The organism is Corynebacterium sp. KPL1995 (genome assembly GCF_000477935.1).
Classification (GTDB): domain Bacteria; phylum Actinomycetota; class Actinomycetes; order Mycobacteriales; family Mycobacteriaceae; genus Corynebacterium; species Corynebacterium pseudodiphtheriticum.
The window spans coordinates 920,859-937,077 of record NZ_KI515715.1 but is presented as its reverse complement, the minus strand read 5'-3'; the positions used below and the strand labels follow the sequence as shown (position 1 = coordinate 937,077).

The window sequence follows — 16,219 nt, the reverse complement described above, 5'->3', positions numbered from 1 at the left end:
GGAGCTACCGCAGGTGCCTAATTACGTTCGCCGTAAGTCTTCGCCCTCGCTAATAGTGGTCGTTGCTAATCTTGGCGGTTGTTAATCCGCGTCGTTGCTGCAACAACCAGAATCCGCTGGCCGCGAACTGCAGGAATTAAATCAGGTGCAGTACTGCGCTCAATTTTGCAAAACCAGCAAAGAACTCGTGGATAGCTGGGCCGAAGAAGTTGTTGGACATCACGATCAGGTTATCTAGCTGCATTGTCAATACTCTTTCAGGTCTGATTCAGGTCTAAGAATTTTCTGCATCCTGTGCACCATCGGCAACGTCGTGTCCGCGTTGGCTACGGAACTAATTTTCTACGGAGCTGCCGGGAAAATACAAAAGTCTGCAGAAGTACAGAAAACGGCACCCTCTGGGTGAAGCAGAATTTAGCCTATTCCAGGCCCACCCCAACTGCAAGATTTTTGCTCGAAACGTTTTTGGTCATGCCCTTTTGTCCGACAAAGTCTTAACAGTGGAGTAATAAAACAGTGCAGCAACATAACAGTGCAGTACCAGAACAGTTCAGTAACAAAACACCGAAGTAACAAAGAGCCCGCTTAGGACGACATATTCAATAGCGCACGCGATTAGCGGAAGACATGTCCCTAATACTCGCCATACGCTAAGCTACTATCCAACTGTTATTGAGTTTTACGTTTCCACGTTTAAGTCTTCACCGTTTAAGTCTTCACACTGTGTAAGGATCACGCATGAAACTTCGCAACGTCGCCGTTGCCGCCGCTGCAATCAGCACATTGGCGCTGACCCCGGTATCTGGCATTGCCCAACCGGCCCCACAAGCTGGCATCGCCCAAGGTGCTGTTCAGCAACCAGCCGCCGAGAACACCATTCCGGCTGGCACTGTCAGCGAGGAAATCCTGCCAGCAGAATTCGACGACGAATCTTGGCGTCAAGTCATTGCGGAGAAGGGCAACCGCGTACAGGAAGTCACGGTCTACTCGCCTTCCATGGACCGGAAGATCCCGGTCGTAACAATCAAGGCTGATGAATCAGCTGGCCCACGCCCAACCCTGTACCTGCTTAATGGTGCCGGTGGTGGCGAGCAGTCCGCCAACTGGATCGCACAAACCGATGTGGTTGATTTCTACCTGGAAAAGAACATCAACGTCGTCATTCCTATGCGCGGTGCGTTTTCTTACTACACAGACTGGAACGAAACCCCTACCGGTAGCAAATACCTGCAAGGCCCACAGAAGTGGGAGACCTTCCTGATCAACGAGCTTCCTGGACCAATCGAGAATTACTTGGGCGCAAACGGTAAGCGTGGCATTGCTGGCATGTCGATGTCTGCCACCAGCTCGCTTTTGCTGGCCGCTCACAACCCAGGCATGTTCGACGCCACCGGCTCGTTCTCGGGTTGTGCTGAAACCAACTCCCCTATTGGACGTGCTTCTGTTGGGCTGACCGTCAACCGCGGCGGCGCACACCCAGATCAGGTCTGGGGCCCAATGGGTTCACAACGCGCACTGGAAAACGACGCCCTGCTACAGGCTGAGTTCCTGCGTGGCACCGCGATCTACGTTTCTAACGCCACCGGTTTGATTGGTGAACGCGAGACTGCAGAAGGTCTGCGCGCACAGGGCATCCCAGAACAAGCTCTGTCGGCCAACCAGGCCAACCTCGCTATCGCCGGCGGCGGTATCGAAGCTGTCACCAACGCCTGCACCCACCGCTTCGTGGCCAAGCTGAACCACTTGGGCATTCCGGTGCATCACCACAAGCCAGCAGTTGGCACCCACACTTGGTCCTACTGGCAGGATGACCTGCGCACCTCCTGGCCAACCTTTGCAAACGCATTCGGCATCGAGCAATAAGCAATAAGACCAGAACCAGCGCTAGGAACAGCATCAAATAGCATCGCTGATTCAGCAGACCACAATCGCCAGGCACCCGGTGATTGTGGTCTTTGTGCATTGCACGGCTAGTGATTTTTTGTCATGCCATGCTCAGCAAGGCCCCGCCATGCCAGGTCCTGCCAGGCCTTGCCGAACTTTCTACTATCCCTTGCCAGCTATCGGACCTGCCTTAAACTAGTGGCATGTCCACCATGCTTGTCACCGGCGGAGCCGGGTTCATCGGCACCAATTTCGTGCGCCTAACCCGCAAACTGTATCCCGAAATCCACGTAATCGTGCTGGATAAACTGACTTATTCCGGCAACCGCGCCAACCTGAATGGAATTGACTGCGAACTTGTAGTTGGCGATATCGCTGATGCGGGACTCGTCGACAAGCTAGTGCAACGTGCGGACACCGTGGTACATTTTGCCGCCGAATCCCACAATGACAATTCTCTGCGCGACCCATCACCGTTCGTGCAGACCAACATCGTCGGCACGTATTGCCTGCTCGAGGCGGTGCGGAAGTACGATAAGCGTTTTCACCACATCTCTACCGACGAGGTTTTCGGTGATCTCGCACTCGATTCCGGCGAGCAATTCACCGAGTCCACCGCATACCGGCCTTCCAGCCCTTATTCTGCAACCAAAGCCGGTTCCGACCACCTGGTCCGTGCTTGGGTGCGTTCCTTCGGCATCCGCGCAACAATCTCGAACTGCTCCAATAACTATGGCGCTTACCAGCACATAGAGAAATTCATCCCTCGGCAAATTACCAATATTCTGTCTGGCCGCACGCCGAAGCTCTACGGCACGGGTGCACAAGTACGCGACTGGATTCATGTCGACGACCACAATCGGGCGGTGCACGCAATCCTAGAACGTGGCAAGATTGGCGAGACTTACAATATTGGCGCTCACGGCGAAGCCAACAATCTCTCGGTAATCCAGCTCATTTGTGAACTCATGGGCAGCGATGGCGCCACAGGCTTCGAACACGTCGCCGACCGCCCGGGACACGACCAACGCTATGCTATCGACCCCAGAAAAATCACTGAAGAGCTGGGATGGCGGCCACACTACACTGATTTGCGGGAGGGCTTGGAGAGCACGATCGACTGGTACCGCAGTCACCGCACGTGGTGGCAGGACGCGAAAGAAGCAGTGGAAAACAATTACGCAAAGCGAGGGCAATAAGCAGTGACAACGAAAATGACACCAGAGCATCGTGGTGCACAAGTACACACCACAGGCATCGATGGCCTGCTGATTATTAATCTCGAGCTGCATAAAGATGCCCGCGGGTGGTTTAAAGAAAACTGGCAGCGGCAAGCTTTCGTCGCCGCGGGGCTACCTGATTTCGGACCAGTACAAAACAATATTTCGTTTAACGAAAAAGCCGGTGTCACCCGCGGTTTACACGCTGAACCGTGGGATAAGCTCGTTTCTGTAGCCACCGGTGCTGTGTTTGGTGCTTGGTGTGATCTGCGCGCAGACTCACCGACGTACGGCGCAACCGTCACGCAGCGCATCGAACCAGATACTGCGGTCTTTGTTCCCCGGGGTGTCGCGAATGGTTTTCAAGCTCTGCACGACGCCACCAGCTACACTTACCTGGTTAATGACCACTATTCGCCCGAGGCCAGCTACACCAGCGTGAACTTGGATATGATCGATTGGCCGCTGGAGCCGAGCGAAATCTCCGCCAAAGATCGGCAACATCCGCAGCTTGCCGACGCTACCCCAATGCCACCCCGGAAGATTCTGGTGACCGGTGCCGACGGGCAACTAGGAAAGGCATTACGCCAGGCCCTGCGGAACCACAACCACGTGGAGTTCTGTTCACGCGCGGAGTTCGACATCACTGCTCCTCCGGCACGAGACTGGCGCCAGTACCAGGCAATCATCAATACCGCTGCTTATAACGACGTCAACGGTGCCGAAACCGACCGGGCTGGCGCCTGGGCCGTCAACGCTGCTGCCCCGGCCAAACTGGCCACGATCGCTAACGAGCACAACCTGACTTTGGTGCATGTGTCCTCGGATTATATCTTCGACGGCCAGCACGAGATCCACGGAGAGGATGAAATCGCTTCCCCGCTGTCTGCTTATGGTGCTAGTAAAGCCGCCGGAGATACCGCAGCGCAGACAACCCCACGGCATTACGTCGTGCGTACCTCTTGGGTTTTTGGCGATGGCGGAAATTTCATTGCCACCATGGCTGCCCTCGCCCGTGCCGGAAAAAAGCCCAAGGTGGTTTGCGACCAGCGCGGTCGGCCAACGGATGCCCGGGATCTGGCACGGGGCATCATGCATTTGTTAGATACCGGTGCTCCTTATGGCGTGTACAACTTGAGCTCGGATGGTGACACGGCTTCGCGGGATGAGATCGCCATGGCCGTTTTCATTGGCTGCGGTGGCGACCCTGCTGATGTCACTCCGGTTAGCAGTGCAGAATACGGCCAGGACCAGGCCGCCCGACCGGCAGAATCTACCCTGGACCTAAGCAAAATCAAAGCTACTGGTTTTCAGCCCAGCAATTGGCGCGCCAGCCTCGCGCTGTATCTGGCAACATAGGTGGCTATGAAAGGCATCATCCTGGCCGGCGGATCCGGCACGCGGCTGTACCCGATTACGCAGGGGATTTCTAAGCAGCTCATGCCGATCTACGACAAGCCGATGATCTACTACCCGCTGTCCACGCTAATCCAAGCCGGGATTCGGGAAATTTTGATCATCACCACCCCAGCGGACGCGCCTGCTTTTCAGCGCTTGCTTGGCGACGGCTCGCAGTGGGGGCTGCTGTTGGATTATGAGATTCAACCGCGTCCAGAGGGGCTGGCGCAAGCATTTTTGATCGGCGAAGACTTCATTGGCGATGATGACGTCGCTTTGGTGCTCGGGGATAATATTTTTGATGGTCATGGATTTTCTGGGGCGCTGCCACAATGCCACGCCCCCCAAGGGGGAATTATTTTCGCCTATGAAGTTGCCGACCCACAGCGTTACGGCGTCGTCGAATTCTCCCCAACAGGCCGTGCGCTATCCATCGAAGAAAAACCGGCCGCCCCAACGTCACCCTATGCTGTGGTCGGCTTGTATTTTTACGACAACTCAGTTGTAGAGATCGCCAAATCGATCAAGCCTTCGGCGCGCGGCGAACTTGAGATCACAGCAATCAACGAGGAATACCTCAACCGGGGGCAATTATCTGTGCAACGGATGCAACGCGGAGATGTGTGGTTAGACACAGGAACCGTGGACTCGATGTCTGAAGCTGCAGCGTACGTGGAGGTTTTGCAAAAACGCACTGGGGTTATCATCGGGTCCCCGGAAGTTTCTGCCTACCGAGAGGGATTTATTAGCGCCCGGGAATTGTTGGACTTAGCGCAACCATTAATCAAGTCCGGCTATGGCTCTTATTTAGAGCGCGCAGCCCGGGAAGATTAATGTGCTCGCAGGCCCAACCCGCCTGTCAGTTCCCGATAGACGAAGGTTGAAATGTCCTCTTCACGTAACGCTTTCCAGCGCAAGCCCGCGCTGCTCTGGACGTTAATAGCCCTGGTAGTGGCTCTGGCCGTGCTCATTGTTGTCGCCGTGGTTCGCTCTGGTGACGATGAATCCATGAGCGCCGGTGGCCAAGATGCGATGCACGGCCCACAGGCCCCAAGCTCCGCACAGTCTGGTAATTCGGATTCGCAGTCGACGCCTATTCCGGGTGGTGAATACTCCCCAGAACAAGCCCGCGAGCTCGCCAAACAGGTGGAGCCCGGCACAGATTTCGCACAACCAAATTCCCCGGATCCGACCATCATCGGCCCTGGTGCCGAGATCACGTCGAATGACGACATTTTGAACGTGCATCGTCGTAACGCCGAAGATCCTTTTGCGATGGGCGCTCTCGATGCACCGGTGGTGCTGTCAGAATTTTCTGATTTTGAATGCCCTTTCTGCACACGATTTGCAGTAGAGACCGCTCCGAAGTTGAAAGAAAAGTTCGTCGACACTGGTCTACTGCGCATCGAATGGAACGACTTGCCGGTTAATGGCCCACACGCGGAAACTGGTGCACAAGCAGGGCGCGCCGCTGGTAACCAGGGTAAGTTCTATGAATTCCACGATGTGCTCTACAACAACACCTACGACAACCAGACCGGCGGCCACCCTGGCTATGACATTACTGACTATGTACGTTTTGCCAAAGAGGCTGGCATAGAAGATCTGGAGAAATTCCGCACAGAAATCGAAGACGAGGAATACCGCGATGTAGTGCGCCAGGCTCTGCACTACGCATCGTCCATCGGCATGCGCGGTACCCCAGCATTTATTCTTGGCGATCGCTTCATTTCTGGTGCGCAGCCCTACGAAGTTTTCGAAGATGAGGTTTACCGCCAGCTAGCCAAAGTTGCCGACGGCACCGTGCCTCACCCTAAAAACAAGTAGAAAGGTTGGGCTGATAGATGATTGAAGTTGGTCTTTTTGGTGCCTTGCTCGCGGGAGTGCTCTCGCTGATCAGCCCGTGCTCAGCATTACTGCTACCAGCATTTTTCGCTTATGCCTTCGATTCACTCCGCCACCTAGTATTCAAGACTTTGATCTTTTTGGCTGGTCTCATCACCGTTCTGGTGCCTATTGGGGCTGGTGTAGGCAGCATCGGCGCATTCATGGTTGATCATCGGTCCACGATCATCCTGATTGGCGGAATCATCATCATTGCGCTCGGCATCTACACTTTCTTTGGTGGAGGCTTCAGCCTGCCCTTTTCTAACCTGTCGTCGAAAGCCAAAGGCTCCGGCCCAGGCGCAGTGTTTTTCTTAGGCGCAGTTTATGGCTTCGCCGGTTTCTGCGCCGGACCTCTGCTGGGCGCTGTGCTGACCACCGCCGCGGTATCCGCCTCAGCCTGGTATGGCGCAGCGATCATGGCAGCCTATGCCGTCGGCATGGCCATCCCACTGTTCATCCTGGCGCTATTGTGGGAAAAGCTGGATCTGGGTTCCAAGATGCGCCCGAAACCCATCACAATCGGTCCTTTCACCACGCACGTGGTGTCCATGATTTCCGGTGCGCTGTTCATCGCCATCGGTGTGCTGTTTATCATCAGCCACGGCACCTCGGCCTGGGGTGGGCCGCTGAGTACCGATACCCAGGCACGCATCCAAGAATGGGCCATGCAGTTCGCAAACTTGTCTGACCTGACGTTGGCCATCATCGCCATCGTGGTGCTCATCGTCATCGTCTTGTTCATGGGGCTACGGAAAAAAGACGACAAATACGAAAAAGACGCCAGCAACACTGAATCTTCAGCTGCTGACGCCTCTCAATAAGCGTCCACTGGACGCGATTGCGGCTTTGACTTAACTGTTAGTAGCCGCGCTCGATGTATTCATCCAGGTGGGAGAATTCCTCTCCCACAGTGGTGAAATCACCATGCCCTGGCATGACAGTGGTCTCGTCCGGCAGGGTGAATACCTTGGATTTCAGCGACTCAATGATAGTCCCGAAATCCGAGTACTTCTTGTCGGTTGCACCCGGGCCACCAGAAAACAGGGTATCGCCGGCAAAGATCTTTGCTTCATCTTCGCAGTACAACACACAGGAACCTGGCGAGTGTCCCGGGGTGTGTAGAACCTTCAGCGTGCTGCCTTCTACGTCGAAGGTGTCGCCGTCGGCAAGACGGGCGAATGAACGATCGCCGTTAGCTTCTTCCCACAGCATCTCGTCATCTGGGTGCATATACATTTCCACCCCGAAATGATCCGCGACCTGCGGGGCAATATCGACGTGATCACTGTGGCCATGCGTCAAAATAATGCCTTTGACGTTACGGTTTTCCACGGCACCGACGATGGTATCGAATTCATGGGAAGGGTCGATGATCCAGCAATCATGGTCGCCGACGATGAAGACGTTGTTGTCGACGTCCCATTCATTGCCGTCGAGTTTGAACTTTCCAGAAGTCACTAGATGGTCAATACGCATGTGTGTTACACCTCCACTACGCTGCGCAGGACTTTGCCTGCCTTCATGGTTGCGAATGCTTTCTCTACATCATTCAGGGTAATGCGCTCATCCACGAATTTGTCCAGTGGGAAGCGTCCCTGCTTAGCCAAATCGGCGTACAACGGGAAGTCGCGCTCTGGCAGGCAATCGCCGTACCAGGATGGCTTCAATGCGCCGCCGCGAGAGAAGAAATCAATAGCTGGAACCTCGAATTTCGCATCCGGCCCAGGAACGCCCACCATGACCATGCGTCCGGCAAGATCACGGGAGTAGAAAGCTTGTCGGGTGGTAGCTGGGATGCCTACGCCATCGATGGTGACATCAGGACCAAAGCCGTCGGTGAGCTCGCGGACTGCTTCGATAACTTCTTCTTCCGATTTGCCACTGGCATCCACCGTGTGGGTCGCACCGAATTCTTCGCGGGCACGCTCAAGCTTCTGCGCATCCAGGTCCACCGCAATGATTTTGCGTGCGCCCACCAAGCTGGCACCGGCGATAGCTGCCATGCCGACGCCACCGACGCCGAAAACAGCCACGGATTCACCACGAGTAACTTCACCGGTATTCACGGCCGCTCCGAGGCCAGCCATAACGCCGCAGCCCAGCAAGCCAGAAGCAGCCGCGTCGGCCTCCGAATCAATCACGGTGCACTGCCCTTCGTGTACCAGTGTCTTTTCTGCCAAAGCCCCGATACCCAACGCTGCGGTGAGCTCGGTGCCGTCGGCAAGCGTCATTGGCTTGGAAGCATTGTGGGTATCGAAGCAGTAACGTGGCTGACCCTTCTTGCAGGCCCGGCATTCGCCGCACACAGCGCGCCAGTTCAGTACGACGGTGTCGCCAACTTTGACGTGGGAAACTTCGCTGCCGATGGATTCGACGACTGCAGTAGCTTCGTGGCCCAGCAGGAATGGGTAAGCGTCTTCAATGTCGCCATCGCGGTAAGCCAGATCGGTATGGCAGATACCACAAGTTTTCACGGCAACAACGACGTCATGTGCGCCAGGAGCCGGGATGACAATGTCGACGGTCTCGACTTCTGCACCTTTCGAGCGCGCGATGACGCCTTTAACGGTTTGCTGGGATTGGCCAGCAGAGGTGTTTTTCTGGTCTTCTATAAGAGCTTCACTATGTGTCATGCCAACAATCTTACCTGTGTTTGTTGTCCCGTCACTAATCGTGAATGCGCCACATCCGCCCGGAGTCGTACCGAATCCCTCTGACCTGAAATCTGTAACGAATTATCGCTAATGTGGCGATAGTTGTAGTGTAATTTTCCAAGCAGAAACTATTATCCTGGCCATTAGTTGGGTCCCCGGTAACCACCTGGTACTCGCAGCGTCTCGGCGTGCGCCATGGATATGTATTGATCCCGACAAGCTGATTATTAAAGGTGTGATTTTGTGTCTTTGCGCGACCGGCTGGAATACCTTGCCACCAACGGCAAAGGGCTAGCAAAGCTCGTTCCCGCTCTGTGGAAGTCCGGCATCATCGCACCACAACAGGGTATATCCGCGCTTGTGTACAGCCCTGGCATTCTCGCCCGTTATTGGCTAACCACCGCCCGTGAGATCGAGCAAGCAGCCCTAGTGTCACCGGACCGCACCGCTCTTATCGACGACGACGGCGCCCTTAGCTACCGTGACCTGCAAACACAGAGCAAAAATTTCGCTCGATACCTACACCAGTTGCCTGTCAAGGAGATCCGCTTGGGCATCATGGCCCGCAATGGTCGCGGTATCGTCACCCCATTGATCTCCAAGGGATACGTGGGCGCGACGCTATTTTTGCTCAATATCGGTTCCTCGCCAGAACAGCTTGCCGGGTGCATCGAAGAAAATGACATCAACGTGCTAGTCATCGACAGTGAATTCGCTGACCGTCTGCCAGCAGCTGGTTCCACTGCCGCAGACGGCCTACACGTCGTCATCGCCCACGAAGGTGGTGAGGAGACCGGCGAGCACCCAGTGCTATCTGAGATCGTTCACCGCCGCACCGATGTGAAACTGCCGCGCTTTCCCAAGCACGGCAATATCGTGCTCATGTCATCCGGCACCACCGGAGTACCCAAGGGTATTGCCCGCCCGGAACCAAAGCTGCCCACGGTATTGACGACGATCCTGGACGCCATACCGTGGGAAGCTGGCCAAAACGTGCAGATGACGGCTTCGATCTTCCACACGTGGGGTTGGGCAATGCTCAATATCGCCTTTGCGCTGCGTTCTACTGTCATCACCCGTCGGATTTTCGACGCCGAGGCCTGCCTGAACGACATCCAAAAACACCGCTGTGAAGTCCTCATCTCTTCACCCGTGTTTTATAAATCCATGGTTGCTCTCGACAACACCTGGGATTATGACGCTTCTTCGCTCAACGTCATCGCTTCTTCCGGCCACGCGCTAACTCCACAGGTCGCGGCCGATACTATCGCTCGTTTCGGGCCTATTCTGGCCAATATTTACGGCTCCACAGAACTTACCTTGGCCAGCGCAGCCACTGCCCAGCAGATTGCCGAAGACGCCACTATCGGTGGTGCCGTCGCCAACGGCACGTTGCTGAAGATCCTCGACGATAACGGCAAAGAGCTACCGCGCGGCGAAGTCGGCAAAGTCTATCTGCGCAACGCGACCACGATGGTCGGCTACACCAACCCGAAACACAAGCTCGATCGCGTCGGCATGCTGCAGTCCATCGGAGACCTCGGCTATATCGACAGCAACGGCATGCTGCACGTTTTGGGTCGTGCCGACGAAATGATCATCGTTGGCGGCGAAAACGTCTACCCATCGTCGGTGGATAACGTGCTTGATACTATGCCTGGCATTGCTGATCACTATTCCAAGGGCGTCGATGACGACGAGACGTTTAGCCGCGTTGCAGCATGGATCGTCAAAGATCCCGACGGGCCGGAAATTTCTGCCGACGATGTCCGCGAATGGGTGCGCACCCGTTTAGCTGAGCATTCCGTGCCGCGCGACGTGCACTTTGTCGATGAATTGCCGCGTAACGCCACCGGCAAGGTAATCCCGCGCCAGCTATCGGCTTAAAACCCGCTCACTGCTAGTAACAGGGCGCCGCCATCACGGCCGGGCCCCTTACCTAGCCCACACTGCGGATCCACAGTGTAATTTTCAGACTGCAACTTTCAGAGTGTGTTTTACAATGTGCGTTTTACAGTGTAAGTCAGTCTTGCACTGTCGTTTCACACTGTGACCTGATTTGAGGGTCTACCAATGACACCATTGTCACTCACAAACCGGAATATTCACTTTCGCCGAACACGCCTGAAGTAACAAAAACACTGGTAAGAACACCAAGTTATCACCCGGCACCAGCACTGAAACAACAGTGCACATCACAGTGCAAAAACGTCCGAGACCACTAGACACTTTTACACTGTGACTGCACCCTTTACAGTGTGAAATGGGACGGTGCTGCTCGGTGTCGATGAAGGCACAAACTTCAGTGTCACTGGAATAAATGAACCAGCAAAAATAATCAAGGCCGTGGCAAAGCATATCTGAGGCAAAACGATGGCGATTATGAAATGAACGCGAACGATTTGCAGCTCATCCGGAATGCATCACTCATAGCAGCAAGAAGCCACGAAACAGATTCTGAATCGGTACCTGGCACTACTCGCGCTGATTTGAATAGTGAATTAACTGCGCGATATATGGCAGAAGTTCGCCAGTATTCTCGGCGTTTATCCCAGGTAGTTAATGATACGGATTTGCTACGTACCCTAAAAGTTATTCTTCCCGACGGCACTTTAAGTGTTTCTGGCCTGTATGGGCTCGGATTTTTCCCACAAGCGGCTGAGCCGGCTTTACGAGTTACAGCCGCAGTGCGAATGCCAGAAGGATTTGGTGGACCACGAAACCGTAATATCGAAACTTTTGAGGGTGCTGTTCCAGATCTTTTGGAAGATGCAGTTGCGTGGGTAGCGCGCAATGCAGACACCATCGACGAATATCAAACCAGTGGACATATGAAAACGGAGCGAATTTCCACTGCGCGCAATAAGAGAAACGATAGCCAATGCGTTGGTTCACCGCGATCTCAGCGCTGCCTCGTTAGGTGGTGATAAAAGCGTAGAAATTCGATTAACCCGTGAACGTCTCATCATCACCAACCCAGGCGGGCTTCATGGCCTCAGCATCGAACAATTAACGGGCTCAGACCTGGCAAAATCTGCGGTCAACCAACGCTTGTATGAACTCATGCGACACGTCAAGACTTCAGACGGCAGCTCGGTGATCAAAGGTGAAGGTGATGGCATCGCCGAAATCTTGCGAGCTTGCCGAGATAGCAATCTCACTTGTCCACAATTTTTTGATAACGGCGCACAATTCAAAGTAATTTTCCGTAGACAGTCTCGATTATCCGCGGAACAACGCCAGCACGCGCAAAAACTCGCGCACAACCAAGAACTCTCACTTATTCAAATGGAGGTACTGCTTTCATTAGAGCAAGGTGCGACTTGGTCAATAGGACAAATACGGAAGCAATTTGCCCCACTCAGGCAGTCCGAAGCAGATGACCTGCTCACAGAACTAAGCTCACTCAAGCTAGCTTCTTACCAAGACGGGGTACTTCGTCCGCGGAATACTTCACACGAGACACCACGGGATAAAGGTACGCAGCAGCGTAGAACGTCAGATTTTTCATCAAGGCACGGAAGCAATACCGCAGCTATCGTCGCTCAGCTAAACCATGCACCCATGAGATTTCCCGAGCTGGTAGAGGCAATACCAGGACTCAGTCCTGGCCAAATTCGGTATGCACTCAAACAACTACAAACAACCGGAATCGTGGTGATGGAAGGACGACAAGGGCAGCGCTCTACGCGTTATCGTATAAATCGATCCACCAAAGGATAACCAAGCTGTGCCCCATAAAATGAATTACGAGATGCAGCCTGCTTGAAGATTTGATCAATATTGCGCCTTTTTGTTCCAGCGTTCACCTTGTCGTCAAGGGCCGCACTTCGGCTGAAAGGTGAAAAACTCATGCCGTTGTGCCAATCCCCCATGGCACACGGAGCAACAAAATCACTGCGGAATAAGAACTTAAGTAGTGGAGCCATCTAAGGGAATCGAACCCTTGACCTGCTCTTTACGAGGGAGCTGCTCTACCGACTGAGCTAAGATGGCACGTTGCTCGTGTGGAATCGTGAAAGATTCCCGCATAGCAGGTTTCCTGCACAATCACAGCAACACTGGCATTCTAGCCGATAGTCGCCGTCAATGAAAAATGGCAGGACTAACACCGCCACACCAGCGAGGCTGCAACAGTTAGTGCACCCGGTATGCGCAGCGCAAACGCCCCACCAGCCCGTCGAAAGCAATCTGCGGCGAGACGTTAAAGCCTAAAAGCTCACGATAATGACTAATCGCATCCTGGCATTCCACCAGCCCCGCTTCATCCAAATGCTCAGCCAACTCCGAGGCCAGTGGCTGAAAATCCGGATGCGTCAGATCCACCTGTGCACCCAGTTTCACCATCAGCGCGTCCCGGTAGATCCCAGCCAGATCAACCAAGGCCAGATCCAATACATCCCGCAAACGCCTAGTCTGTCGCTTTTTCTGCTGCTTTTCCAACTCGCGCAAGTCACCAGCACCACCAGAAACAGATTTCTGCGTACCCTTGCCTTTCGCCCCCATACCCAAAGCGTTGCGCAGGCGTTCTTTTTCCGCCTCATCCGCCTCGGCATAGCTTTCTTTCGCTTCTTTTTCCACCGCTTTTACCAACCGTCCAACGGCTTGGAAGCCCCCAGATTCGTGGAAAATTGCTTCCGCGAGGTTGATGGCTTGCGCACGCCGCTGCTGGATCGCCGGGGTGTTGACCAACTTGCGGGCGCGGCCAACATGGCGCAACGAAGTATGCGCTGCCAATCGGGCGTGATTTTCGCTCGCGCCTTCGTCGACAAGCATCTGCACAATCGTCTCCACTGGAAGTGCAGGCACATACAAGTGTCGGCAACGGGACCGGAGCGTCTGCGGGAAATCTTCGGGATCTGTCGACGGCGCGCACAGAATGATCACGGTGTGCGCGGGCGGTTCCTCGATGGTTTTCAGCAGTGCATTGGCGGCACCGTCGGTCAGCCGGTCCGCGTCTTCGAAAATCACCACACGCCAGGCACCAACCGTGGGCCGCTTAGCAGCAGAAGCCACGACTTTCTCGCGTACGAAATCCACTCCGATCGACAACTCTTGCGGCACGACATGCACAACATCCGTATGTTTGCCAGTCATTGCAGTCCGGCACGCCTGGCATTCCCCACAACCATATGCTCCCGAGGTTTCGCAGAGCAGAGCCGCGGCAAAGTTCAACGCCGTGGTGGAACGGCCCGCCCCCGGCGGACCAGTGAACAACCAGGCATGTGACATCGCATGTGCTTGAGCTCGGGTCTCGATCTGGGTTTGGGATTGGGGTTGAGTTGACGCACCAGCTGCAGCCCCGTCGGCAAGCACTGCGCCACTGTCGACACCTGACCGCGACCGTGTCCGTGCTGCTGCCCGAGCGGCAGCCATGATGGTCTCTTGCACCCGGGGGTGGTCCCGCAAGCGGTCCGCGATAGTGACCGAAGGTGCAGAATCGGTGCCAGTTGTGGCAGATGGTGCTGGTGTTGCGGTTGCAGGTGTGTCGTCGGTTGCCGTGGCAGCTCGCGTATAACTCACGCCACTAGTCTAGCCGGGCAGTCGACAGTTATTGTAGTAAGTTATGAACAGATTTCTGCGTGGCATCAAATGGCTGTGGGGCACCTCATGGCCACTGTTTGCTACCGCAGTTCTAGGGGCAAACATCACCGGCGCCGTCGCGATCATGCTATTCGTGCGGTTCTTCCTGCCAATGCCGGAAATCATGGACTTCACCGACGAAGTGCCCAATTTACTCTCAGTCGGCGTAGCCTACCTCGTCTTCGCGGTATTCGTCGGCATGGGCGCCACCTACCTATTGTTCCGCCCGGTTCTGGACTGGCAACGCAACCCCGAGGAACATGACCGAAACATGGTGCGGTACCTCGTTATGCGCATACCGGTTTACCAAGCCGGGGTGGCGGCGTTCGTCTGGATCATCGGCATCTTAGTCGCCACGATCCTGACCGGAAACTACGCTGCCCGCCTAGGGCTCGTCGTCGCAGTTGCAACCTCCCTGACGGGCATGATCACCATCCTGATCACCTACCTGCAAGCAGAGCGGCTGGTGCGCCCAGTTGCGGCCGAAGCTCTGGCTAGGCGCTTTGAAGACTCCACTCTGGAACCACCCATTAAGGTGCGGCTATTGACCACTTGGGTCATGACCACCGGCGTGCCAATCCTAGGCATCGTGCTGCTCTTATTCGCACACCAAGCTAATTATTTCACCGATAACGCCGCTGATTTGATTCCTCCGGTACTGCTCATGGCAGTCACCGGCATCGTCACAGGCCTGACCGGGACCATGTTTGCGATGATGAGCGTAATTGACCCGATTAAGGAGCTCCAGGAGGCCATCAACCGTGTACGCCGCGGTGAATCCAACGTGGCCGTCGATATTTACGACGGCTCCGAAATGGGCGTTCTGCAGGCCGGTTTTAACGAAATGATGAAGGGCCTGCGAGAACGTGAACGTGTGCGGGACATATTTGGCCGCTATGTGGGCACGGAAGTCGCAACCAAAGCCTTAGAGGAACGCCCCGAGTTGGGCGGCGAAGATCGCGAGGTTGCAGTCCTGTTCGTCGACGTGATTGGCTCGACGACGTTTGCCGTCACTCACACCCCGGAAGAAGTCGTCGATGAGCTCAACCAATTTTTCGAGCGCGTTGTCGAATGTGTCCATCGTAACCGGGGCATCATCAACAAATTCCAGGGCGATGCTGCACTCGCTGTATTCGGTGCACCGCTCCAGCTCACTGATGCAAATTCACTCGCACTGCAGGCGGCGCGCGAGCTACGAGAAGAGCTGAAAGGCCTGGCACTGCACGCTGGGATCGGCGTGGCCGCCGGGCACGTCGTCGCCGGTCATATCGGAGGATCAGATCGCTTCGAATATACCGTCATCGGCGACGCCGTAAACCAGGCTGCGCGCCTGACCGAACTCGCTAAAGACACCCCCGGGCAAATCCTGACCAACGCCGTCACCCTGCGCGGAGCCAATGAAGTAGAACAATCCCGCTGGACATTCTTGAAATCCATCGAGCTGCGCGGGCGAGGCGAGATGACGCAACTGGCTCGTCCTGTACGTGCGACGTTGGCGGATCGTTCCTAGCAGCGTCGCACTTGTCGGTGTTGTGGTTTTGCTAACCTGCCTTTAGCGCTTGGATGGCGCCGAAACACTCAACTCTGAAGTAC

At 55.1% G+C, this 16,219-nt stretch carries 13 protein-coding genes and 1 tRNA gene; 10 read left to right on the top strand and 4 right to left on the bottom strand.

Features of this window, described 5'->3' with window-relative positions; genetic code table 11:
• The first annotated feature begins 738 nt into the window (after window positions 1-738).
• The 6 genes from HMPREF1292_RS04140 to HMPREF1292_RS04115 all read left to right on the top strand — a co-directional run bounded on the left by HMPREF1292_RS04140 (window position 739) and on the right by HMPREF1292_RS04115 (window position 7,210).
• Window positions 739-1,863, top strand: coding sequence for an alpha/beta hydrolase family protein (locus tag HMPREF1292_RS04140; protein ID WP_021352819.1), 1,125 nt, complete (start codon window positions 739-741; stop codon window positions 1,861-1,863).
• 233 nt (window positions 1,864-2,096) lie between these two features.
• Complete coding sequence (gene rfbB, locus HMPREF1292_RS04135; protein WP_023018869.1) at window positions 2,097-3,083, top strand: dTDP-glucose 4,6-dehydratase; 987 nt, start codon at window positions 2,097-2,099, stop codon at window positions 3,081-3,083.
• A gap of 15 nt (window positions 3,084-3,098) precedes the next feature.
• Entirely contained in the window at window positions 3,099-4,463 is a 1,365-nt protein-coding gene (gene rfbD, locus HMPREF1292_RS04130) for a dTDP-4-dehydrorhamnose reductase (RefSeq protein WP_023018868.1), read from the top strand.
• A gap of 6 nt (window positions 4,464-4,469) precedes the next feature.
• On the top strand, window positions 4,470-5,336 hold the full coding sequence (gene rfbA / locus HMPREF1292_RS04125; protein ID WP_023018867.1) for a glucose-1-phosphate thymidylyltransferase RfbA: 867 nt from the start codon (window positions 4,470-4,472) through the stop codon (window positions 5,334-5,336).
• Window positions 5,337-5,387: 51 nt separating this feature from the next.
• Window positions 5,388-6,329, top strand: coding sequence for a thioredoxin domain-containing protein (locus HMPREF1292_RS04120; protein WP_023018866.1), 942 nt, complete (start codon window positions 5,388-5,390; stop codon window positions 6,327-6,329).
• 17 nt (window positions 6,330-6,346) lie between these two features.
• Window positions 6,347-7,210: a cytochrome c biogenesis CcdA family protein gene (locus HMPREF1292_RS04115; protein WP_023018865.1), complete on the top strand. Its 864-nt coding sequence runs from the start codon at window positions 6,347-6,349 to the stop codon at window positions 7,208-7,210.
• A 37-nt stretch (window positions 7,211-7,247) separates the two neighbouring features.
• Here HMPREF1292_RS04115 and HMPREF1292_RS04110 read toward each other — a convergent pair whose 3' ends face one another.
• On the bottom strand, window positions 7,248-7,865 hold the full coding sequence (locus HMPREF1292_RS04110) for an MBL fold metallo-hydrolase (RefSeq protein WP_023018864.1): 618 nt from the start codon (window positions 7,863-7,865) through the stop codon (window positions 7,248-7,250).
• Window positions 7,866-7,870: 5 nt separating this feature from the next.
• A complete protein-coding gene (locus tag HMPREF1292_RS04105; protein WP_023018863.1) occupies window positions 7,871-9,022 on the bottom strand; it encodes an S-(hydroxymethyl)mycothiol dehydrogenase in 1,152 nt (383 codons plus the stop codon).
• Between the two features lie 264 nt (window positions 9,023-9,286).
• Between HMPREF1292_RS04105 and HMPREF1292_RS04100 the strand changes: the two genes are divergently transcribed.
• From HMPREF1292_RS04100 to HMPREF1292_RS10760, 3 genes are all read left to right on the top strand, one after another.
• Complete coding sequence (locus HMPREF1292_RS04100; RefSeq protein ID WP_023018862.1) at window positions 9,287-10,930, top strand: AMP-binding protein; 1,644 nt, start codon at window positions 9,287-9,289, stop codon at window positions 10,928-10,930.
• Between the two features lie 500 nt (window positions 10,931-11,430).
• Window positions 11,431-11,970: a hypothetical protein gene (locus HMPREF1292_RS10420; RefSeq protein ID WP_023018861.1), complete on the top strand. Its 540-nt coding sequence runs from the start codon at window positions 11,431-11,433 to the stop codon at window positions 11,968-11,970.
• The gene (locus HMPREF1292_RS10760) at window positions 11,930-12,766 is read left to right on the top strand and encodes an ATP-binding protein (RefSeq protein ID WP_023019820.1); all 837 of its coding nucleotides are present in this window, start codon (window positions 11,930-11,932) and stop codon (window positions 12,764-12,766) included. The genes HMPREF1292_RS10420 and HMPREF1292_RS10760 overlap by 41 nt, the downstream gene beginning before the upstream one ends.
• A gap of 197 nt (window positions 12,767-12,963) precedes the next feature.
• On the opposite strand, the gene HMPREF1292_RS04090 is transcribed toward HMPREF1292_RS10760, so the two are convergent.
• A tRNA-Thr gene (locus HMPREF1292_RS04090) sits at window positions 12,964-13,039 on the bottom strand.
• A gap of 141 nt (window positions 13,040-13,180) precedes the next feature.
• Window positions 13,181-14,566, bottom strand: coding sequence for a DNA polymerase III subunit delta' (locus HMPREF1292_RS04085; protein WP_023018859.1), 1,386 nt, complete (start codon window positions 14,564-14,566; stop codon window positions 13,181-13,183).
• A gap of 43 nt (window positions 14,567-14,609) precedes the next feature.
• On the opposite strand from HMPREF1292_RS04085, the gene HMPREF1292_RS04080 reads away from it, so the two are divergent.
• Window positions 14,610-16,136, top strand: coding sequence for an adenylate/guanylate cyclase domain-containing protein (locus HMPREF1292_RS04080; RefSeq protein ID WP_021352807.1), 1,527 nt, complete (start codon window positions 14,610-14,612; stop codon window positions 16,134-16,136).
• Window positions 16,137-16,219: the final 83 nt, after the last annotated feature.